Raw genomic sequence first — 22,050 nt, forward strand, 5'->3', positions numbered from 1 at the left:
CCGGAAGTCCCCCGAATGCCGGGCCTTGGAACTCCTTCCGAATCGCACCCGCAGCATCACCGGTGTCTCAGAGAGCCGGTCCCGATACGTACCGCCCGATGGCGAGACCGACTGCATCGGAAAGGCTGAGCACACACCGGACTCGGCTGGAACCGGAGCCGCAGGTCGGGCGCGGCGATGCCCAAGGACCCGCGATCACCAGGACCGCTGTCTCTACAGCGCGCTCGGAGTTGCTGATCGAATCTAGGCAGACCGCGTCGGGGCGGCATAGGGAGGTAGGAGAACGGACATGGCGGATATCGAATGGCCCCGGGGGTTCGCGAAATGAGCACGACCCGGCGCTCGAGTTGGCTGCTGACGCTCGTCGTACTGGCGGCCGGCATCGGCATCATCGATGCGGCGACAGCACGCACTTGGGATCTCGTCGCCGTGTTCGGCGTGATCATGGCCCTCGCGGTGGCCGCGGCCTCGGGCCTGCCCGGCGGCCGTCGTGTCCTCACCCTGCGCCCTGACCTGGCGCACTGGCTGGCTCTGCGTGCGGCGGCCGCCGGGGAGCCGCCCGATCGCGTCGCAGACCGGGCGATAGCCGCCTATCGCGCCGGAATGACCGACCAGGAACCGCACGCATGACCGAAACCACGCGCGCACTCGCCGAGGCCGGCCGGTCGGGCGCACACGACGAACCGGCCGTTCACCTCCTCGACGGCGCCGGCGCACCCGCGACTCTGATCGGTGGCAAGGCAGCCGCACTGGACAGGCTGATCGGCTGGCACTTTCCGGTGCCCGCGGCGGCGGCCGTCACCGCCGCCGCCTACCGGCTCGTCGCCCGCGGGCCGACCGTCACCGCCGTGCTCGCCCGGTTGGCAGACGGGGACGACATCGACGCGGAAGAGATCGACGACGCGTTTCATCGCGACGGATTACCCGCGGATATCGCCGAACAGGTCTACACCGCCGCCGCGCGGGTGGGGAACGGGCTGGCCGTCGCGATCCGGTCCTCCGCAACGGTCGAGGACATGGATACTTCGTCGTTCGCCGGGCAGTACGTGTCCGTACTGGACGTCGAAGCCACCGACCCCGCCGCCGTCGAGCGGGCAGTGCTCACGGTCTTCGCCTCACTGCACCATCCGGCGCCCCGTGCGTATCGACGGGCGCTGGGGGTCGCCGCCGACGACGCGGCGATGGCCGCCCTGATGATGCCGATGGTGCCCGCGCTACGCAGTGGCGTGCTGTTCACCCAAGACCCCACGGGCTCCCCCGGCACCATGCGGATCGAGACCGTCGCCGGGCTCGCCGACGTACTGGTATCCGGCAAGCGGACACCACAGGTCACACTGGTACGAGACGGTGCCCTGCCCTCGCAGGCAGCAGCACCCGAACTCGCCTCGCTCGTCACCCTCGCGCAGGACATCGCCCGACGCACGGGCTGCGCGCAGGACGTCGAATGGGCCTGGGACGGCGAGCGGCTGTGGATCGTGCAGGCACGCCCGATCACCGTCACCGCCACCGCGCCCGATCCGCTCGACACGCCTGTGGGCCTGCTTGCCCACCGTGAGTTCACCACGACGGGGATCGCCGAGATGCTGCCGGGGGTGCTCGGACCGCTGCGGTGGGACATCTGCTCGTATGCCGTCGAAGAAGCCCTGCGTGGCATGTTCGGCGCACTCGGCTCGCTCCCCTGCCTCGAGGACTCCCGGCGCCGGTTACTCGTCAGGGTCGACGGCCGCGCCGCTCTGGACAATTCCCTCGCCGCCGCACCACCGTCCGGTTCGATCGGACGTCTGGAGCGGCTCCGCCATCGCCGCCGTGCCCTGCGCGCTCGTCGGCACGCCCGGTTCGACGCCGACGTGGCGATCCAGGCGGCCGCCGACATCGACTCCGCCGCCCGAGATCTCACCGGCCTGCCCAGCTCGGAGCTCCTGCGCTACCACTGCGCACTGATCGATCTGCTCGTGCGGGCCATGACGGCAGAGGTCACCGTCGCCGCGGACGCCGGTGCGATCCACGCCGGACTCCAGGTTTTGCTCGCCCGCTACCTGCCGGAGCCGCAGGCCCAGCGGCTCGCCGCCGCCGCGGCCGTCCCGGACACGGCGCTCGTGCCGAATCGCCGTGCCAGCGCGGCGATTCCGGCCGGGCCGACCTGGCTGGAGCTCGGTATCGATCCGCCCGAGACTTCCGTCGTCACCGATCACCGGACCGTGCTCGACCAGATCCGCGAGGCCGTCGAAGCCGGACCGCGACGGCCGAGTACCGCTATCGGGCGATGGCTGACGCAGCGGCGTGTCGAACGGCTCACCGGCGAGGCGGCCGCACAGCTGGCACGCCGTGAAGCGGCGAAACAGGCGATTCTCTTGCTGGGCGGGGAGATTCGCCGAATCCACCTGGAAATCGGTGCGTGGTTGGCCGATCGCGGTGTCACCGCGGACCTGCTCGACGTCGAATTGCTCACAGTGCGCGAACTTCGCACGGCTCTGCGCGATGACTTCGCCCCCGCGCGCGCCGAGCTGGCGCGCCGCCGCCGCTGGTTGCGCCGCCACGAACAGCGAGACCCGTTGCCGCAGCGCTTCACCGGCGTTCCGCAAGCCACTCGCGCGGCCGCACCGTCGGGGCAGCGGATGACCGGCTGGGCCGCCGGAGCGGGACGCTTCCGGGGTGTCGCGCGGCACCTCACCGATCCCGGACAACCGCTGCGCCCCGATGAGGTACTCCTGGCGGTGACGACCGACCCATCTTGGGCGCCGCTGCTGATGCGGTGCGGCGCCATGGTGATCGAACAGGGCGGGCCGCTGTCGCACGCGGCCATCCTGGCTCGTGAATTCGGTGTTCCGGCCGTGTTCAACCTCCCCGGCGCCGCAGCCGCACTGGACGGACGGCTCGTGGATGTCGACGGCGACACCGGCGCCGTGACGGTTCTCGAGGAAGAGGAAGCCGATGTCGCACCGCGCCCCTGACCGTCGTGAAGCCGAATTGTTCGGCGTCGACCGTCTGCACATCTTCGTGCCCGCGATCATGAGTGTGGGCCTGCTGTTCTGGCTGGCCAGCGAGCTGCGTGAACTCGTGCGCAGCAGTGGCGAGGCGTCGCGGGCGAAGCGCGCCGCCATCTGTGGTCACGCCGTCGCCCGGACTGTCGCCGGTGATCGGGGTGCCGAGACGCCGGCCCGGCGTGGCCTGCGACCTCGACCGGTATATCTGTTGATCGCGCTGACGCTGTGTGGCGGCGCGGTGTATGTGGCGATCGGGTCGGTCGCGAACTACTTTCAGGAACGGGGCTATGTCGCCGATATCGCCTGGCTGCTCGTTATCGCCTCGTCCACCGTGCTGCTCGCCACCTATTACGGTGTGGTGGCCGCGATCGTGTTCGTCCGCTACCCCGCACCGCCCGCGGCGCTCACCCGGGTCCTCACCGGCTCGCTGCTGACCACACGGCCGGTGGACGGGCAGGAATGGCTCGGCAGGCCGTCATGGAAGCTCGGTGCCGGATTCATGGCCGCCACGGCCGGTGCGGCCTTGCTGTCTCTGGTGGTCGCGGCGTCACCGCACGTGGTCGACGGGTTCGACCGCCGCGCCGCCGATTGGCTCGGCGAGGCATCGATTCCGCTGCTGTCTTCGATCACCGACGCGGCATTCCGCACGGAGACCGTTGTGGCACTGGTGGTGGTCGTCGGGCTCGCGGCCATGCGCTGCCGAGCGCTGGCAGTATCCTACGCCGCCGCCACGGGCTTCGGTTTGCTCGCCAGTGTCGCCCTGCGACCTCTCATCGAGCGCCCCCGTCCGCCCGGTGGGCCGCTGTCCGGTGGGCTCGACTCCTATCCGAGCGGGCATATCGTTCAGGCCGTCGTCATCGCCGGCCTGGTGCCCCTGGCCGTGGCCACCCTCGCGAACCGGCGCCGGATCGCCGTGCCCCTGACTCTCGTGTTCGGTGTCATCGCCGCGGGCGCCGCGATCGGCCGCGTCGCCGACGGCCTGCACTGGCCGACCGACGTGCTCGGCGGCGCGGGCATCGGACTGGCGCTGGTCCTCGGGGCCCGCTGGGTGATCGACGTGCCGCAGTCACACGTCGCCTGCCGCGGCTGCCCCTGGTCGCCGGTCGCCCACCACGAACACCCGCCGCGCGGCATCATTCCCTTGTCCATGTCCGCGGCACAGACGGTGCGTGTATTGGCCCACCTGTCCGCCGCAGCCGTGGCCGTGACCCTGGCGGTGCTGACGTTCGCCGTCGGAGTACCGGCGAACGGGGAGGGCTTCGTTTTCGGTTCTCGCATCGAGACACCGGTGCAGCTGGCCCTGGCCGGTGTCGTCTCGATCGGCGCGCTGATCTCATGGCGTTGGGAGGCCGTCGGCGCGGTATTGATCGCCTTGGCCGCAACCGGTTTGGGAATTTTCGCCGCGATCGAGTACCAGCCGATCTACGCGATGGCGCTGACGACCGGGGCGATGGTGCCCGCGGTGCTGCTGTGGCTGAGCTGGCAGCATCGCCGGACCGCAGTGGAACTCGTGGTGCTGGCAGTGATCACCCTGCTGCTGCTCGGCACCGCGTGGGTCGGTGCCAACCGGGTCTATGCCGCCTATTTCGGGCCCACGCATCCCGGCAGCTCGGCACCCGCCCTGGCAGTGGACCGTGTCGAATGGGTGTGGTCCGGCGCGCTGCGTCACGACGGCATCACTGTCAACACACGGCTCGCCGCCGGACACCGCGACGCCGCGCTGCGAGTCGAGGCCGCCGACGGATCGGTGACCACGACCTCGCTTCCGGTCGCGGCGGGGGAGCACCGCATCGCGCGACTCGAGGTGACCGGACTGCGACCGGCCACCGAGTACCGCTACACCGTTCTGGTCGACGGCACCGCCGACACCTCCCGCGGTACCGGCCGCTTCGCCACACCCGCCGCCGGGCCCATGTCGTTCCGCGTGACCATCGGCGCCTGCGCCCGTGTCGGATCCAACGGCGCCGTGTTCGACGCGTTGACCGGCGAGCACAGCCTGATACATCTCGCGCTCGGCGATCTGCACTACGCCAACATCGAAAGTACGTCCCGCACACCCTTCTTCGAAGCCTACGACCGCCTGCTGACACAGCCCGGTCAAGCCGCGTTCTACCGCAGCACGCCGATCGCCTACGTCTGGGACGACCACGACTACGGACCCAACGACGCCGGTGCCACCTCACCCGGCCGTGCCGCGGTCCGGGACGCCTTCGGCACCACGGCCCCCCACTACCCGTACGCCACCACCGGCGGAACCATCAACCAGGCGTTCACGATCGGCCGGGTACGGTTCATACTCACCGACGGCCGCTCGGAGGCCACCGACTCCACCCTGCTCGGCGCCGAGCAGGAACGCTGGCTGATCGAAGAGCTCACCCGCGCCGCCCGCAGCCACGCGCTCGTGGTCTGGGGCAACTCGGTGCCGTGGATCGGCGCGGCACGGCCCGGCGCCGACGGCTGGCCCGGCCACGCCGACGAGCGGAAACGCATCGCCGACGCCATCACCAGCGCCGGCATCCGCAACCTCGTGATGGTCAGCGGAGATGCCCACATGGTCGCGATCGACAACGGCACGAACACGAACTACTCCGGCTCGGGCGGGGCCGGATTCCCTCTGCTCCAAGCCGCCGCGCTCGACCGGCCCGGCAGCGTGAAAGGCGGACCGTACAGCGAGGGAACGTTCCCCGGCGGCGGTCAGTACGGCGTGCTCGGCATCACCGACGACGGCACACACGTCACCGCCGACCTCGCCGGACGACGCTGGGATGGCGAGCAACTGACCCATCACACGTTCCGCGTGCCCGGCGCTCCCCGCTGAGAGCTTGGCCGAGATGGCGACGACCCACGGATCGTGGCTCTTACGCCGAAGGCCGTGCCGACTCGGCCGGAGCGTTCACCGAGGGGGCTGGTCCCGGCCGAGCACCGTTTCGCGTGCCGGGTGAATCATGCGGTCCGCGCGCACCGCTACGAAGCCCAGCACCGCCACTGCGCTCACGATGAGCAGGTCCACGAGTCCGAGGGGCTCGGTTCCCAGCAGTTGCCGCAGCGGCGGGAAGTACACTCCGGCCAGCTGCAGCGCGAACGCGACGCCCACCGCGACAAGCAGCATCGGGTTGGCCAGCGTCCGTGGACGCGAGCGCGAACCCAGTGCGACGCCGAGTTGCGTTGCGCCCAAGGCGAAGAACGCCATGGTCTGCCAGGGCCGGTCGGTGTGCTGAGCCCAGACCGCGACACCGAGGGTGACCGCGGTGAGCACCACCGCGATCCGCGGCACCCGCTGCCACAGGCCCGCCCCGAGAATGCTCTGCGCCGGCGGCCGGGGAGGACGCCGCATCGATCCGGGTTCCACCGGTTCGCCGCCGAGCGCCACACCGGGAACACCGTGCGTCAGCAGGTTGATCCAGAGAATCTGCGCCGGCAACAGTGGCAACGCCAGCCCGAGGAACGGCCCGAGCATCATCACGGCGATCTCCGCGGCACCACCGGACAGGCCGTAGATCAGGAAGCGGCGGATATTGTCGTAGACGCGGCGGCCTTCCTCGACCGCCGCCACAACGGTATCGAGATTATCGTCGGCCAGGACGAGATCCGCGGCCTGCCGCGCGACCTCGGTGCCACGCCGGCCCATCGCGACCCCGATGTCGGCGCGGCGCAGCGCGGGACCGTCGTTCACCCCGTCACCGGTCATCGCCACGATCTCGCCGCCGGCGTGCAGCGCCTCGATGATGTCCACCTTCTGCGCCGGTGTGGCGCGGGCGTACACGGTCCCCTCGGCAAGATCCGCGGTGGTGTCGCGGCAGTCGATCACCGGTTCACCGGACGCGATGATCCCCAGCTCGGTCGCGATCGCGTGCGCGGTGCCCGGATGGTCGCCGGTGATGAGGACCGGCCGAATCCCGGCGCGACGGCACGCGGCGATCGTTGCGACAGCCGCGGCCCGGGGCGGGTCGTGGATCGCGAGCAGACCGAGCAGGTGAAGACCGTGCTCGGGGTCCTCGGCGGCGGGCGGCGCCGAGGATCGGTTGCGCGACGCCACGGCCAGAACACGGTACCCGTCGCGGGCGTACCGGTCGGCGCGATCGGCGGCACGGCGCACCAGCGTCGGATCATCGCTGAGGACAGCCGGATTCAATACGGCCTCCGGGGCTCCTTTGCAGACCACCAGGTAGCCATCGGGCAGGCGGTGCACGGTACTCATACGTTTGCGGTCGCTGTCGAACGGGCGTTCGGCGACCCGTGGCAGCCGCCCATGCAGTTCGTGCCGATCCATGCCGGCTTTGGCGGCCGCCGCCAGCAACGCGGCCTCTGTCGGGTCGCCCAGCGCACTCCAGCTGTCCTCGGCTGTCATGGGCGGCCGCAGCCGCGCGTCGTTACACAATGCCGCCGCCGCCATCAGGTCGGTCACCGCGGGCAGGGCCGGTTGCCGCAACGGCCGGCCGTCGACCGCCAGTTCACCCTGCGGTCCGTAGCCGGTTCCGGTGACGGCGGCTTCGACCGTCGGCGTCCAGATCTTCCGCACCACCATGCGGCCCTCGGTGAGCGTGCCGGTCTTGTCGGTGGCGAGCACTGTCACCGAGCCGAGTGTCTCGACGGCGGGCAGCTCGCGAATCAAGGCGTGACGCTCCGCCATCCGGCGAGCCCCCAGCGCGAGACCCAGGGTGACCACGGCCGGCAGCGACTCGGGGACCGCGGCGACCGCGAGGCTGATCGCGGTGACGAGCATGAGTTCGACCGGTTGCTCCCGGACCAGGCCCAGCGCGAGAACCACGCCGCACAGCGCGACCGTGACGCCGGCCAGTACCCGTCCGACCCCGGCCAGCCTGCGCTGCAACGGTGTCCGGTCGGCGTGCCGGGTCATCAGTCGCGCGATCTGTCCGGTGGCGCTCGCCGTCCCGGTCGCGGACACCACCGCCCGGCCACGCCCCCTGACCACGACCGTTCCCGCCGAGACCAGATTCTCGGCGGTCGCCGACTTGTCCACCGGCACCGACTCGCCCGTCAAGGCCGACTCGTCCACGGTCAGCCCGGCCGCCTCCAGCAAGGCAGCGTCGGCCGCCACGATGTCGCCTTCCGCGAGGACCAGCAGGTCGCCGACGACCACACCGGCGGCGGGTATCTCCTGCTGCTGCCCGTCGCGTACCACCCGCGCGCTCGGCGCGGCCAGCTGGGACAACGCCGTGATAGCACGCTCGGCACGAATTTCCTGCCCGACCCCCACGGCGGTGTTCACCACGATCACCAACAGGATCACCGACATGTCGGTCCAGTCCCCGGTGATCACGGTCAGCACAACCGCCACCAGCAGCACGATGATCAGCGGATCACGCAGCTGGGTCAGCACACGCTGCCATACCCGGACGGGTCGTCGTCGAGGTAACACGTTCTCGCCGTCGCGAGCAAGCCGCGCCGCGGCCTCGGCCGATGTCAATCCGGCCGCGCGTCCGGTCACGATGGGCTCGTCGGATATGGCTGGGCACTCCCGGCCCGGAACCGCGTTCACCATGGCACCTCCTCCTGCCGGATTCCCACTTCGAGCATTCCGAGACGTAGCGGTCGGGCACAGGGACCAAAGTCGGCACGCAGTAGGCTGGTTGGTCGCGAAACAACTCATCCGACCGGGGACGATCGACCCTGTCGCGGACGGTGGCATCGCACCCACTCTGGAATCACACGAGGCGGATCACGCCTTCGACGACAGGGGAAACACCGTGAACTGGCCCACCGCCGCCGTATTGATCGCACTGCTCATCGCCATCACCGCCATCGCCAGCACCTACATCGGCTCTCGCGGCAAATAGGAACGAGGGATGCCCTGCCGAGTGTGCTCGCCGCACCGGCAGGGCATCCCTCGCCGCGCGATCGAGACGAGGCAGACGGGCCGAGCGAAACGAGCCGATGGCCGAGGCCACCGATCCGCGAGGCGACAGGCGGCTACGCGAACGGCCCGGCGAGATGTCCCGCGGACTTGATCACGTCGTCGGCCCGGCCGACGAACCAGTAGTAGCCGTCGCGGTCGCGGCGGGCCAGGTCACCGCTGAGGTACCAACCGTCGGCGAAACACCGAGCATAGCGGGCGGGTTCGTGCCAGTACCCGCGGAACATCGACGGCCAGCCGGCGCGCACCGCCAGCTCGCCCACCTCACCGATCTCGGCCACGGTCACCTGTCCGTCGGTGACCTCGGCGCGACCGTCGTGACCACGCCGCAGCACGGTGGTCTCGATGCCGGGCAGCGGCTGTCCCATCGACCCCGGCCGCACCTGTTCGGCGGCGAGATTGGCGATCATGATCGCCCCGGTCTCGGTCTGCCACCAGTTGTCGTGCACCGGATGGCCCAAGACCTCATAACCCCAATCCACCACCTCCGGATTGAGCGGTTCACCGACACTGGCGACGAACCGCAGGCACGACAGGTCCGTCCCGGTGGGCAGTCGGTCGCCGTAGCGCATCAGCATGCGCAGCGCGGTCGGCGCTGTGTACCAGACCGAAACCCGTTCGGCGGTGAGGATGTCGTACCAGCGGCGCGCGTCGAACTCCGCCTCGTCGCTGATCACGGTGGCACCCAGACTCAGCGGCGCGATCACCCCGTACGACATGCCGGTCACCCAGCCGGGATCGGCGGTACACCAGAATACGTCGCCAGCGCGCAGGTCCAGGGCATAACGGGCGGTGGCCCGATGCGCGACGATCGCACCGTGCACGTGCACCGCGCCCTTCGGTGTCCCGGTCGTGCCACTGGTGAAATGCAGCAGCGCCGGATCTTCGAAATCGGTTCGGACGATGGTGAATTCGGATTCGGCCGCGGACATCGCCGCGGGCAACTCGATCCCGCCGGCTGGGCTCGGTCCCGCGTCCGTGACCAGGACGTGCCGCAACAGTGGCAATTCGTCCCGGATCGGAGCGACCTTGCGCTCGTAGAACGAGGCGGTCGTGACCAGCGTCGTCGCCCCGGCGAGCGCGAGCCGCTGCCGCACCGGCTCGGGACCGAATGCCGCGAACAGCGGCGACACCACGCATCCGGCCTTCCACGCGCCGAGCGCCGCGACATACAGGTCCGGGGTTCGGCCGAGTAGCGTGCACACCCGTTCCCCGCGGCGCACACCGAGTTCGCGCAACACGTTGGCGAATCGGTTGCTCAGGGCAACCAGGTCTTCGCAGCCCAAGGTCGTGCACCCGCCCGCGGCCGACAGCCACCGTAGCGACGGCGCGGGCGCCCCTGGCTCGTCGAGGTGCCGGTCGACCGCCTCATAGGCGATGTTCACGCCGCCGCCCGGAAGCCCGGCCAAGTCCAGTCGTGCTGCCTGCCAGGAGAATTCGCGGCAAGCCAGGCGATAATCGGTCAGGTTGGCCGCTGCTCGTTCCGCCGGGGACTTGTCGATCGGCTCCCAGCGCGTCTGCCCGGTGCCGTAGTTGCCCACTGTGCTCATCTCGTCTCCGGATCGCGTGAAATCGTGGTTGTTCTCTTCAGTCAACGGCGTGCCCGGCGACGGCCGGCAGAGCGGAAAGTCCATCCTCGCGGGGACCTCCGTTGCGGCTCCCGGTACGCCAGGGCTCAGTACCCGAGGTCACGTCGGCGCAGGCCCGCGAATCCGCCGGCGATACCCAGCGCTGCGATCACCAGGAGCACGAGGATCGGTGCGGCCGTCGGGTCCGCCAGCGGGACGCGCGGTGTCCGCGCGAAGGGTGAGGCGTCGTCGAACCATCCGGGCAGGTCGAACGAGTCCGCGAACAGCACCGCGACCACGCAGTACGCGAATGCCGTCCACGCCACCGGAGCGACCGCCATGGGGAACCAGCCCAACCCGAGGACCGCGACGGCGATCACGAGCCATACGGCCGGCAGATGGACCACGGCGGCGCCGGTCAGACGGGCCAGTTGTCCGGCGTCTCCCACCGTGAGCGCGTGCGACAAGCCTTCACCGAACCCGCCGACCACCAGAACCGCCGCGCTGCCCAGCAGGGCGATAACCACATGGCTTGCCAGCCACGTGGTCCGACCGACCGGAGCGGCGAGCACGGGTTCGGCACGGCCCGCGGTCTCCTCGGCTCGCGCACGCAGGACGCTGGTGATCCCGTACGCCGCGGCGAGCACTCCCGACAGCGAAAGCGTCAGAGCCAGATAGGAATCCACCGCTTCCTCGGCCCCGCCCAGCAGATACTGCGCGAGTTCGGGGTTCTCGGCCACATAGTCCTCGATACTGTCGGCGAAGGAACCATACGCCGCACCGAGGGCGAAGACACCGATCGCCCAGCCCGCCAGCGCTCCGCGGTGCAGTCGCCATGCCAGTCCGAGTGGGGAACCGAGCGCCCACGACGCGGTCGCCCTGCCGGTGCGGTAGCCCAGCAGACCCGCGCCGAAGTCCCGCCGGTCCAGCAGAGCGAAAGCGACCACCACGAGTACAGCACTCGCGACGATGAACAACAGCAGCGGCCACCAGCGATCATCGACGTAGGGGTACGTGCGCTGGCCCCATCCGATCGGCGAAACCCACGATGGGGCGCCGCCGCCAACGTCTCCGACAGCGCGCAGCACGTACGCCGCGGCGAGCGCCAGCCCGACGGCACCGTAGACGCTGCGTGGGTTCTCGAAGACCTGCGCGGCCACAGTGGTCAACGCCGCGAACGTGAACCCCACTCCCGCAACCGATGCCGCGAGGAGCGCCGACCCGCCCACCGGCAGGCCCGTGCCCACGGCCGTGCCGAAGACCACCAGCGCCGCCGCGGCGTCGGCGATCCCGGCCAGTGCGAGTGCCGCCACCGCCGGAGCCCGCCGCCCGACCCGCGCCGATCGGATCAGTTCAAGTCGTCCGGTCTCCTCGTCGGTGCGGGTATGCCTGCCGATGAGAAACATGTTCATCAGCGCGGCCACGATGGCCAGATAGGCGAAGATCTCGAACAGCACCTCCCCGCCGAGGGTGTTCAGCAGCCGTGTCGGCCCGCCCAGCGCGACGGCCGCGGCATTGCCCGTCATCGTCTCGCGCAAGCGAGCCAGCCGTTGCGGCGTGTCGTAGAGGTCCTGACTGCTGACAGACTGGAACCCGAGCAGCAATCCCGTTCCCAGCAGCCACCACGGCAGGGCGAACCGTTCGCGACGGACCGCGAAGCGCAACAGTGTGCCGGCACCGGCGGTGTTGTCCCGCAACCCGCCTCGCACCTCAGCGGTAGGCATGATCATGACGCCTCCCCCGTGACCGACACCGTCTGCGCGCCGTAGTGACGCAGGAAGATGTCCTCGAGCGTGGGCGGAGTGCTGGTGAGGTTTCGTACCCCGCACTCGGTCACCGCCCGCAGTACCGCGTCCAGCGCCGAACTCTCGACATCGAACCGGGCGTGGGTGCCGTCTTGAACCAGATCGTGCACACCCGCCAGCGCTTTCAGGTTCGAGGCGGGACGAACGGTTTCCACCGTCACGGTGGTCCGGGTGAGGTGGCGGAGCTCCGTGAGCGAGCCGGACTCGACGGTATGCCCGTGCCGGATGATGCTCACCCGCTCGCACAACGCCTCGACCTCGGCGAGAATGTGACTGGACAGCAACACCGTCCGCCCCTCGTGCGCCGTTTCCTGGATGCAGCGCTGGAACTCCGCCTCCATCAGCGGGTCGAGCCCGACCGTCGGCTCGTCGAGCAGCAGTAATTCCACGTCCGTGGCCAGCGCCGCGACGAGCGCGACCTTCTGCCGGTTCCCTTTCGAATATGCGCGCGCCTTCTGACGCGGATCGAGATCGAACCGTTCCAGCAGCTCGGCACGGCGACGCGGATTCACACCACCGCGCAGCCTGCCCAGCAGGTCGATGACCTCACCACCGGTGATGCCGGGCCACAGCGCCACCTCGCCGGGAATGTAGGCCAGACGCGCGTGCAGCTCGACCGCGTCGAGCCACGGGTCGCCGCCGAGCACCCGCACCGAGCCCGCATCCGACCGCAGCATTCCCAGCAGTACCCGGATCGTGGTGGTCTTTCCCGCACCGTTGGGACCGAGAAAGCCATGGACCTCGCCGGTGCGCACGGTCAGATCCAACCCGTCGAGAGCCTTGGTCCGGCCGAACACCTTCGTGAGTCCCGCGACAGAAATCGCCGTGTCAGTCATGTCAGTCTCCTCGAAATCGTTCGGCGCGAAGGGTTGTCGAGCGCCACGTGCCACCGGGCAAGCTCGCGAGTCACGTCTGCACGAGTCGTTACGGAGCGGTCGTGCCGGGGCCGGAATCGGACGGGGTGATGAGTCCGTAGTGGCCGTCATAGCGGTGGTAGAGCACGCAGCCACGACCGAGGTCACAGTCCCGGAAGAAGACGAAACTCCATCCGGTGAGTTCCAGCCGCCCGATCGCCTCCGCAACGCTCAGCTCGGGAGCCGGATGCAGGCTGATCGACACCGCGGACAGGCCCCGGACCACTGTGTCCGGACGCGGATGTACCTGCGCGAGGCGATAGCCGACGGCATCGTCGCGATACAACACGCTGTCCACGCCGCTGGCCGACTCGGTGAACAACTGGAAGTCGTAATCCATGAGCTCTATGTCGAGCACCGCCTCATCGACGGTCTCGCGCGCCAGCGCGTACGACTTGTGCCGCACGACACGACGCTCCTCGACCGGCCGCGGGAAGTAGGGCAACGCCTGCCGCGCAGCGCCGCCGTGCCGCCATTCGTGGCCCTGCCCCGCGAATCGTCCACCGCGCACCGCTTCCCAGTGCCGCGACAACCGGGCCAGCCGCGACTTCAACCGCGCCTGCAGCAGATCGACGGCCTCTCGAGTGCTCTCGCCGGTGACCTGCACCCGTACCGGACGACCGGCGATGCTCACATTCGCTTGAGCCACAACAGAACCCGCGAGCGCGGGATCACCATGCCCGGTCAGCCGCACTCGCGCGGACAGCACCGGTTCCGGTGCGTAACTCAGCGCGCGGCCGATCTTCTCGCGCGCGTACTCCGTCCCGGCGCCGGAAACGCTACGACCGACCGAGACCCGCAGGGCCGGCTGCGCCGGCGAGACACTGTTCTGCATACACAGGACGGTGCCACCGGTCCCGCATCTCCCGAGAGGGCAATAGGTCACCGCGGTACAGATCGTTCGTCCGCGTCACCCGACAACGGTGCTCGCGTGGCAGGCCCGAGGACCCCTTCCGCACACGTGCGGTCTGTAGTCACCGCGGACAGGGGCCACTCGGCCCTGCTGCCGGGAGCATCCGTTCGGCAAGCTGTGCGTTCGTGACCGATGTTCGACTCGCGCAACGCAAACCGATACCGCGCGAAGAATCCGTGATCGAGCAGACCGCCGATCGACTCTACGCAGAATTCGCTGGCCGGTTTTCCCGCCCGGCGGTGGTAGAGGTGATCCGCGGGTGTATCGATGACCTGGCGGGTGTCCCCCGCAGCGCGATTCCCGAACTCGGCGAGCGCCTGGCCAGACAGCGACTGCTCGACACCCTCGACAGCCATGCGCACACTGTCGCGTCCGCCGCGCATCCGGTGCCCAGGGGTGCACTGGCAATTCGGTGAGAGGACCCGGTGATGGCTCGCGAATACGGTGACGACCCGCGCCAGCCGGCGATCGCGCCGATCGTGGTCGGGGTAGACGGTTCGGCAGGGGCGGATGCCGCGGTGGCATGGGCGGCCGACCTCGCCGCGCAACGCGAGCGGGAGCTGCGGATCGTGCACGGTCTGAGCTTCGGCGGCATGCGCGAGGTCTTCGGTCGCCACGAAATGTGGATGCCCGCCATACAGGACGCCGTCCGCACACACGGTGCCATACTGGTGCGGCGCGCCGAACAGCGAGTCCGGGAGACCCGTCCCGAGGTCGGTGTCGCGACCGAGATTTCACTCGATAGCCCGGCGAAACTGCTGTTGCGCCACAGTGCGACCGCGTATCTGGTGGCGATGGGCGGTCGGTTCCCCGGCGACCCGTACGTCCTGTTTCCGGGGTACGAGATCGAGACCGGCGAACGAGTGTCCCTCGCCGAACGGCTGGCGGGCTGGCAAGAGAAGTATCCGCAGGTCCCCGTGCGGCGCCAGGTCGCACCGGCCGAGCCGAAGGCGGATTTGCTGCGCTGGTCGAACTCGGCACAGCTGCTCGTGGTCGGCAGCCGCGGGCGAGGCGGCGTTCGCGGTCTGCTGCTCGGCTCTACGTCGAATTTCCTGGTACAACACGCCCACTGCCCCGTAATGGTCGTCCACCCGGCGAAGTAGGAGTCCGCGGGCACAGATCCCGTCTACCCGCGACGGGATCCGCACCGACGTACGCTCGCTCGATCAACAACCACGAGCCGATGCTGGGTTCTCCGCGGGCTGGGCTCCGCCGACAGGAAGGTGGCCGCGTACGCGGTCCGGCGTGGTAACCGATCCGGGCAGCACCAGCACCGGGCAGTGTGCGTGCTGCAGCAGCCCATGCTCGAGATTGCCGAGTCCGGTGGTGCGGTGATCGGCTCGCCCGTGACCCACCACGACCAGCTGGGCACTCGCGGTGAGCTGGTCGACCGTCTCGACGGTCAATGGACCGACGGTCACCGATCCGACTGCGACGGACGGGAATTCCGCCCGGCAGCGCGCGACCACACCGTTCGGACCGGAATGTCCGGGGTGATTCGCGACGTGCCGCGGCCGTCCCTGCCAGATATCGGCTATCAGCACGTCGGTGCCGCGATCGGCTGCCTCCCGGAACGCCGTGCCGATCGTGGAGCCGCATGCCGACACGGAAGTGACCGGAACGAGCACCGGCCCTCGCGCCGCGGCGTTGCCGCGGACCACCACGACGGGGCAGCGAGCGTCTCGAATCAGCGCGAACGTCGTCGATCCCAGCAGCGCATGAGAAAGAAATCCCGCACCGGTGGCTCCGACAACGAGCGAACCCGCAGTATGGGAACGCTCGATCAGCACTGAACCGGGATGCCCGGCCAGGATCGCGGTTTCGATCTCCGGATTGTCACCACCGGACCGATACTCGGCGACGACCGCTCGCCGTGCGGCATCGAGCATGGCGAGCGCCCTCCGATGCCGCACGCCGCCGTATCGGAATGCGGGCTTGTCGATACTCGGAAATGCGTGGATCAGGCGAAGTCGAGCATGGTTCGTCCGGGCGGCTCGCGCAGCCCACACCGCCGCGGTGACGGCAGCGTCGGAGCCGTCGATTCCCACCACGATCGGTCCATGTCGACGTAATCGGATGCCGCACTGGGCGTTCGAAGACATACACATGAGCGTGGCCCGCCCGCAGGCGCTCACGTCAGGGTGCGTTCGCGGACGACGACGATCGGGCATTCCACCGACTGCACCAGCGCAGCGCTGGTGGAGCCGAGCAGCATGCCGGTGAATCCACCTCGCCCGTGACTGCCGACGACGACCAATTGCGCATTCTCGGCCTCGCTCAGCAACGCCCGGACCGGCCGGTCCCGCACCAGCACCCGCCGCACCGCGACATCCGGATACCGCTCACTCCACCCGGCGAGGCTCTCGGCGAGCACGGCCTCTCCCGCCTCGCGTTCCCAGCCCCCCGACACCACGACCGGACCGGTCGAATCGCTCCAGGCGTGCAACGCGACCAGGCCGACCTTGCGCCGGGACGCCTCCTCGAAGGCCAACGCGACGGCCGGTTCGCTGTTGCGGGTGCCATCCACACCGACCAGCACCGGTTTGCCGATCGAGACCGTATCGGTCGCCGACATCGAGTGCACCACGGCCACCGGGCAGTGCGCATGCCGAACCAGAGCGGAACCGACCGATCCCAGCAGACCCCGCCGCACCGCTCCCAGGCCACGGCTGCCGACCACAAGCATGCGGGTCTCGCGCGAGGTCACGATCAGGTGCGGAATGACCGGATCGAACACCACCTCCGTGCTGATCTGCGGCGCGTCACCGGATGACGCACCGCGCGCGATGCGTTTCGCTTCGGTCAGCACCCGTTCCCCGTCCCGGCGCAGTAGCTCGATGTCCTTGTCGGTCAGCAGCGGTGCGGGGCCGTAGCCGGTCTGCAGGGCGGCCGAGGTGACCAGATGCAACCGGCAGCCGTGCAGCGCCGCGGCGACGGCGGCCCAGGCCGCGGCGTGATACGACACCGCCGACCCGTCGACCGCCGCCACGATCGGCAGATCCGAATCCCGCGCTCGCGACGCGATCTGCTCGGTCATCGCGTCACCTTCGGCTTACCGGCTCGGTCCGCCACCGGCGCCTCGGCTTCACCACGAGCCAGACCGGCGCGTACGACCGCCCACTCCGCGGCATTCACGCAATAGCGGGCCAGGATGACCGCGGCCATCGCCGCGTCCTCGGCGGTCTGGGCCGCTCGTTCCGTGCGCTTCTCCTTGTCCATGGCCTCCCCGTGGGCAAGGTCGGCGTGCAGAACGTCGAGCTGGTGCTCCACCGAGCCTCTGGTCTCGCGCCACCAGCGGTGTGCCGCTTCCCGAACCTCCCTCGCTGTCTGCTCGAGCTCCTTGCCTTCACGCTCGATCGCCGCTTCCAGCTCGGCACGGCGCGACTGCAGGGCGGCATGGTTGCGCTCCCGTGCCGCCGCGGACGATTCTTCGATGTGCTTGACGCGAGCCGCGAGATCGATCAACGATTCCGACAGTGGCTTCATGGTCCGGCCCTCTCCTGGATCGGTTGGTGCGAAACAGATCACCGTCTGCTCTCGATCAGCCTGAAGCACCCGCAGACAGGCACCTAGGGCAGAACGTCACTGCGACGGGGCACCGAAATACCAGATCCTCATTCCCCTCGGCCCGCACGCCTTCCGCTGCGACAGCACGGCCTATGCACGCGGTCACAGCGGTCCCGGAAACGAAAAATGCGGCAGCCGTTCGAGCGAGGGCTTCGAGCGAGGCGCACTTCCGATCTCACCGAGCACTAGGATCGATGACGTGATGGCTGTGTCGGGTACCGCGGGTGTGTCCGGTAGCTAGGAGGGCGATCGTGCAATCGGAATTACCCCCACACGGTGCTGGTGGCGATGTCGGCTCGTATTCGGTGCGGGAGACCTTGTCGCAGCTGGGTGTGCGGGAACTGCTGTCGGAGGTCCGGGACCGCATCGAGCAGGTCATCGACACCCGCGACCGGATGGACGGGCTGGTCGAGGCGATGCTGTCGGTCACCGCGGGCTTGGACTTGGACCGTACTCTGCGCACGATCGTGCAGACCGCGTGCTCGTTGGTGGAGGCCCGTTACGGGGCGCTGGGCGTGCGTGGTCACGGTGATGAGCTGGAGCAGTTCATCAACGAAGGCATCGACGAGCAAGCCCGGGCGTTGATCGGCGATCTGCCCCGCGGGCGCGGGGTACTGGGGCTGCTGTTCAACCAGCCCAAACCGATCCGGCTGGCCAACCTCGCCCAACACCCGTCCTCGGTCGGATTCCCACCGAACCACCCACCGATGAACTCGTTCCTCGGCGTACCGGTCCGCATCCGCGACGAGATCTTCGGCAATCTCTACCTCACCGAGAAAGCGGGCGGACAACCGTTCACCGAGGACGACGAGGTGATCGTCCAAGCACTGGCCGCCGCCGCCGGCGTCGCCATCGACAACGCCCGCCTCTACCAGGGCACCCAGGCACGCCAATCATGGATCGCCGCCACCCGCGACATCGCCACCGAATTCCTCGCCGGCACCGACCCCGACGAAGTCCTGAGCCAAGTCGTCGAACACGCCCGCACCCTCACCATCTCCCAGAGCGCGATTCTGGCGGTGCCCGACGATCCGGACATCCCCGTCGAGGAACTGACCCATCTGATGGTGACTCAACGCGCCGGCAACGATGTGGCGCCGGAGGGGCGTGGTCTGGCGCTGGCCGGGACGGCGGTCGGTGACGCGTTCCTGCGACGTCAGCCGGTATGTCTCGGCGATGGTCATGACGCCGCACTCGGCGACCCGCTGCCCGAGGGCGGTCCTGCGCTCGTACTGCCGCTGTCCACACCCGACACCGCGCTCGGCGTGCTGCTCACACTGCGTGAGCCCGGGGCGCCGCCCTTCGATGACCAGACCGTCGAACTCGCCGCCGCGTTCGCCGACCACGCCGCCCTCGCCATGCAACTGGCCGACACCCAGCAGCGCATGCGGGAACTCGACGTACTCTCCGACCGCGACCGCATCGCCCGCGACCTCCACGACCACGTCATCCAACGACTCTTCTCCATCGGCCTCACCGCACAAAGCACCCTCGCCCGCGCCCACAACCCCGAAGTGCGGCAACGACTCACCAGCATGGTCGACGACCTCCACCAGGTCATCCAGGAAATCCGTACCTCCATCTTCGACCTCCACGGCGGCGATCACCGCACCACCCGCCTGCGCCAACGCATCGACGACGCCCTCCACCAACCCACCGACGCCGCCGGAATCACCGGCCAACTGCAAATATCCGGACCGCTGTCCGTCATCGACCACACCCTCGCCGACCACGCCGAAGCCGTCGTCCGCGAAGCCGTCACCAACGCCGTGCGCCACTCCGGCGCCACCACCGTCACCGTCCACGTCACCGTCGCCGACGACCTCACCCTCCTCATCGAGGACGACGGCCACGGCATCCCCGCCGACATCACCCCCAGCGGACTCACCAACCTCGCCGACCGCGCCACAGCCGCCGGAGGGCAATTCCAGGTGTCACCACCGGAAACCGGCACCGGCACCCGCGTCTGCTGGAGCGCACCACTGACCTGAACCATCGCACGCCCGAGGTCCACCCCGACCACCCGCAATCCCTGCTCATCGGCAACATGCACGTCTGGCTCACCGCGTATCGCTTTGTCGATGCGACTCCCGAGCTGCGTGCACGCCGTGGTCGGCACCGGTGGGGATTCGAGACGGTCGAATGTCACCGAACCTCGAGGCCGTCGGATACGGATCGACGTGTCGATGCCCACCAACCATCTGCTGAGGTCTTCCGCCCCGCACCACACGATCCCGTTGCCCCTGTCAGCGGTACACCCGCAGCGACACAATGAGGGCCGCACATGGTCGTGCCGCCATCGGCGACCAGCCGGACGAGCGAGCCGACACCACTGCGACGAAGGACCCCACTATGGCACCGATACCCGCACCCAACGCGCCGATCACGTTCCGCGAACTGGATCGCGATGATGTCGACGCCGTCGTGGAGTTGCACGCGGCGCTCGACGAGCGGGACAGCTATTACCGGTTCTTCGGTCACCAACCACGAAATCTCGCCCGGATGGCCGACGGCCTGTCGACGAACGATCCGACGCACTGCGCCGTCGGCGCATTTCATGCGGGACGGCTGGTCGGAATGGCGAACTTCGTCGTCCTTCCGAGCAGCCGAACCGCCGAAACGGCCCTGGTCGTGGCACACGAAGACCAAGCACACGGGATCGGCACCCGGCTGCTCCACGAGTTGGCTCGGCCGGCCCGCGCCCGCGGAATCCAACGGCTCGTCGCCGACGTTCTGCCGTCGAACGCCAGGATGATGCGACTGCTCACCGATTCCGGCCTGCCGTTCGAGACGGCTCGCCAAGACGGCGTCGTACACATCGCCATTCGCCTCTGACATGATCGAGCCGGTTTGGCCGGCACCGGTCCAACGGGCGTCGACAGCCGGGCGCGGCAGCGGCGCCGGACCGATCCATTGCCGGCAACAGGGCACCCACCGGATGCTCATCGCCTACGAAGGTCCCTGGATTCGAAGGTCATCGGCATCGGTTGCAATCGTTCCCACGCGCGCATAGTTGCGCTATGAGAACTACAAGGATTTCCGGCGGCTCCACCGGCGAAGTCGAAAGAAGACTCCTCGACATCCATTCGGACGTGTGGTGGTCCCCTGCCGACAGTGCGTATATCGCCTACAGTGTCGACTTTCCCGCTCTCGTCTGTAGTGACCCACGGTCGCCGTTGGCGGCGATCGACATCCTGGAGGCGCGGATCCTGGAGAAATTGCGGCGCGGACACCCGGCGCTGCGCACTGACGAGGCCTGAGGTGAACACGTCACCGACAGTCCCTCTCGAGCCGCTCACGGCGATCCCGCGGGTGCCGGCACGGCCCCCGGAAATGCGGGCGACGGGCCGCGCGCAGCCAGGGACCGTGTCTTCTCACGGTAGATCGGCGCCAACAGCGGTGTCGTTCGAGGCGACGACGTTGCGCAGGTCAGGTATCGCGGCTACCGAGGTACCTGTACGCTGCCGAGAGACAGCTTCTGATGGACACGGCGTCTCGGAGACGTTTCGCCGCTTTGCCCTCCGCTTCAGCTTGTCGGGTGATCAATGCGAGAAATACGGCCTCAGGCTCAGGACAATGGCCCAGTCGACTTCACGTCGCCGCAGCGCAGTGTGGAATCTTCGGCCAGAGGCGGGCAGCGGAGCAAGGATGTCGTGATGACCGGCCGAGATCTACGCGTCTACTGGGGTTTCCTGTGCGCGGCGGCGCTGAGCCTCGTTACCACCGTCCTGCTCTTCCAGCCGTGGCTGATCGCGGAGGGGCCGAGAGGCAGGATCCTGGCCGACGCCTTCGGCCGGACGCAGGGCACGACCGACTCGAGCCTCGCCAATGCCTGGGGTGAGGGCGCGAATCCGGCACACATCAGCGGCGGCTGGGGCGTGCTGACCGCCGCGGCGGCGATCGCGACGATCCTCGCGGTAGGACTGTATCTGCGCGACGGCAGAGACGAGCTGGCCCTGCTCGTGCTGGGTTCGGCTGCGGTGCAAGCATTATCGGTGTTCTGTATGCTGCTGTATTTGAACGGCAAGGGCCAGGTGTTCAAGACGCTCGTCGAGGGTTCCGGCACCGGCGGGCTGGGCGATCTGCTGTCGGGCAACCGCACCGGCAATGTCCGCGAACTCGCCGGCGTCAGCTTCGGCACCGCGGCGATGTTCGGCGCCATCGCCGCGCTCGGCTCCGTGCTGATCGTCGTGACCTGCATGATGCCGGTCCGCAGGACCGATCGGTCCGCGACCGGAATGCCTGCTGAACCCAGGCCGGACCACTCGACGTAGCCGACCTCGGCAGTCGAGGTCGCGTGTGCATTCGAGGTCGTCTCCGAAAGGCGAGCCCTCGACATCGAAAGCGATCACCGCTGGTTTCCTCCTGTGTGTGCTGGGACGGCTACGCAGCAATGGCCCGGTGTTCTCAGCGGCAGTCGACCG

General features: G+C 68.9%; 16 protein-coding genes and 2 pseudogenes. 10 read left to right on the forward strand and 8 right to left on the reverse strand.

Annotated features, from left to right (window positions below; genetic code table 11):
- The first annotated feature begins 324 nt into the window (after nucleotides 1-324).
- The 3 genes from NWFMUON74_RS19020 to NWFMUON74_RS19030 are packed head-to-tail and all read left to right on the forward strand — an operon-like array spanning nucleotide 325 to nucleotide 5,802.
- Nucleotides 325-630 (forward strand): hypothetical protein, encoded by a 306-nt coding sequence (locus NWFMUON74_RS19020; protein ID WP_187683214.1) that lies wholly within the window; start codon nucleotides 325-327, stop codon nucleotides 628-630.
- Nucleotides 627-2,951, forward strand: coding sequence for a PEP/pyruvate-binding domain-containing protein (locus NWFMUON74_RS19025; protein ID WP_187683215.1), 2,325 nt, complete (start codon nucleotides 627-629; stop codon nucleotides 2,949-2,951). Before NWFMUON74_RS19020 ends, NWFMUON74_RS19025 begins: the two co-directional genes overlap by 4 nt.
- Nucleotides 2,932-5,802 carry an alkaline phosphatase D family protein gene (locus tag NWFMUON74_RS19030; RefSeq protein ID WP_187683216.1) on the forward strand — a complete coding sequence of 957 codons (2,871 nt, stop codon included), beginning with the start codon at nucleotides 2,932-2,934 and terminating at the stop codon, nucleotides 5,800-5,802. The genes NWFMUON74_RS19025 and NWFMUON74_RS19030 overlap by 20 nt, the downstream gene beginning before the upstream one ends.
- A gap of 75 nt (nucleotides 5,803-5,877) precedes the next feature.
- Here NWFMUON74_RS19030 and NWFMUON74_RS19035 read toward each other — a convergent pair whose 3' ends face one another.
- The 5 genes from NWFMUON74_RS19035 to NWFMUON74_RS19055 all read right to left on the reverse strand — a co-directional run bounded on the left by NWFMUON74_RS19035 (nucleotide 5,878) and on the right by NWFMUON74_RS19055 (nucleotide 13,981).
- Nucleotides 5,878-8,487 (reverse strand): cation-translocating P-type ATPase, encoded by a 2,610-nt coding sequence (locus tag NWFMUON74_RS19035; RefSeq protein WP_187683217.1) that lies wholly within the window; start codon nucleotides 8,485-8,487, stop codon nucleotides 5,878-5,880.
- A 428-nt stretch (nucleotides 8,488-8,915) separates the two neighbouring features.
- Nucleotides 8,916-10,409, reverse strand: coding sequence for an AMP-binding protein (locus NWFMUON74_RS19040; protein WP_187683218.1), 1,494 nt, complete (start codon nucleotides 10,407-10,409; stop codon nucleotides 8,916-8,918).
- Nucleotides 10,410-10,534: 125 nt separating this feature from the next.
- Entirely contained in the window at nucleotides 10,535-12,157 is a 1,623-nt protein-coding gene (locus NWFMUON74_RS19045) for an ABC transporter permease (protein WP_232110437.1), read from the reverse strand.
- Nucleotides 12,154-13,068 carry an ABC transporter ATP-binding protein gene (locus tag NWFMUON74_RS19050; protein WP_187683219.1) on the reverse strand — a complete coding sequence of 305 codons (915 nt, stop codon included), beginning with the start codon at nucleotides 13,066-13,068 and terminating at the stop codon, nucleotides 12,154-12,156. Before NWFMUON74_RS19050 ends, NWFMUON74_RS19045 begins: the two co-directional genes overlap by 4 nt.
- Before the next feature lie 88 nt (nucleotides 13,069-13,156).
- Complete coding sequence (locus NWFMUON74_RS19055) at nucleotides 13,157-13,981, reverse strand: ribosome hibernation promotion factor (protein ID WP_187683220.1); 825 nt, start codon at nucleotides 13,979-13,981, stop codon at nucleotides 13,157-13,159.
- 254 nt (nucleotides 13,982-14,235) lie between these two features.
- Between NWFMUON74_RS19055 and NWFMUON74_RS19060 the strand changes: the two genes are divergently transcribed.
- The 3 genes and pseudogenes from NWFMUON74_RS19060 to NWFMUON74_RS36905 all read left to right on the forward strand — a co-directional run.
- Nucleotides 14,236-14,475 carry a hypothetical protein gene (locus NWFMUON74_RS19060; protein ID WP_187683221.1) on the forward strand — a complete coding sequence of 80 codons (240 nt, stop codon included), beginning with the start codon at nucleotides 14,236-14,238 and terminating at the stop codon, nucleotides 14,473-14,475.
- 12 nt (nucleotides 14,476-14,487) lie between these two features.
- Nucleotides 14,488-14,688: pseudogene (locus NWFMUON74_RS36900) on the forward strand (universal stress protein); the annotation flags it as partial.
- A gap of 234 nt (nucleotides 14,689-14,922) precedes the next feature.
- Nucleotides 14,923-15,162 (forward strand): annotated as a pseudogene (locus NWFMUON74_RS36905) (universal stress protein); the annotation flags it as partial.
- Nucleotides 15,163-15,225: 63 nt separating this feature from the next.
- Here NWFMUON74_RS36905 and NWFMUON74_RS19070 read toward each other — a convergent pair.
- The 3 genes from NWFMUON74_RS19070 to NWFMUON74_RS19080 are packed head-to-tail and all read right to left on the reverse strand — an operon-like array spanning nucleotide 15,226 to nucleotide 17,545.
- Nucleotides 15,226-16,161 carry a universal stress protein gene (locus NWFMUON74_RS19070; RefSeq protein WP_187683223.1) on the reverse strand — a complete coding sequence of 312 codons (936 nt, stop codon included), beginning with the start codon at nucleotides 16,159-16,161 and terminating at the stop codon, nucleotides 15,226-15,228.
- A 29-nt stretch (nucleotides 16,162-16,190) separates the two neighbouring features.
- Nucleotides 16,191-17,096 carry a universal stress protein gene (locus NWFMUON74_RS19075; RefSeq protein WP_187683224.1) on the reverse strand — a complete coding sequence of 302 codons (906 nt, stop codon included), beginning with the start codon at nucleotides 17,094-17,096 and terminating at the stop codon, nucleotides 16,191-16,193.
- On the reverse strand, nucleotides 17,093-17,545 hold the full coding sequence (locus NWFMUON74_RS19080) for a hypothetical protein (protein ID WP_187683225.1): 453 nt from the start codon (nucleotides 17,543-17,545) through the stop codon (nucleotides 17,093-17,095). Before NWFMUON74_RS19080 ends, NWFMUON74_RS19075 begins: the two co-directional genes overlap by 4 nt.
- 332 nt (nucleotides 17,546-17,877) lie before the next feature.
- On the opposite strand from NWFMUON74_RS19080, the gene NWFMUON74_RS19085 reads away from it, so the two are divergent.
- The 4 genes from NWFMUON74_RS19085 to NWFMUON74_RS19100 all read left to right on the forward strand — a co-directional run bounded on the left by NWFMUON74_RS19085 (nucleotide 17,878) and on the right by NWFMUON74_RS19100 (nucleotide 21,900).
- Nucleotides 17,878-19,617 (forward strand): sensor histidine kinase, encoded by a 1,740-nt coding sequence (locus NWFMUON74_RS19085; protein WP_232110438.1) that lies wholly within the window; start codon nucleotides 17,878-17,880, stop codon nucleotides 19,615-19,617.
- Between the two features lie 361 nt (nucleotides 19,618-19,978).
- Nucleotides 19,979-20,461, forward strand: coding sequence for a GNAT family N-acetyltransferase (locus NWFMUON74_RS19090; RefSeq protein ID WP_187683226.1), 483 nt, complete (start codon nucleotides 19,979-19,981; stop codon nucleotides 20,459-20,461).
- Between the two features lie 185 nt (nucleotides 20,462-20,646).
- The gene (locus tag NWFMUON74_RS19095; protein WP_187683227.1) at nucleotides 20,647-20,886 is read left to right on the forward strand and encodes a hypothetical protein; all 240 of its coding nucleotides are present in this window, start codon (nucleotides 20,647-20,649) and stop codon (nucleotides 20,884-20,886) included.
- 396 nt (nucleotides 20,887-21,282) lie between these two features.
- Nucleotides 21,283-21,900, forward strand: coding sequence for a hypothetical protein (locus NWFMUON74_RS19100; protein ID WP_187683228.1), 618 nt, complete (start codon nucleotides 21,283-21,285; stop codon nucleotides 21,898-21,900).
- Nucleotides 21,901-22,050 lie beyond the last annotated feature (150 nt).

The sequence above is a fragment of the Nocardia wallacei genome, from assembly GCF_014466955.1.
Classification (GTDB): Bacteria; Actinomycetota; Actinomycetes; order Mycobacteriales; family Mycobacteriaceae; genus Nocardia; species Nocardia wallacei.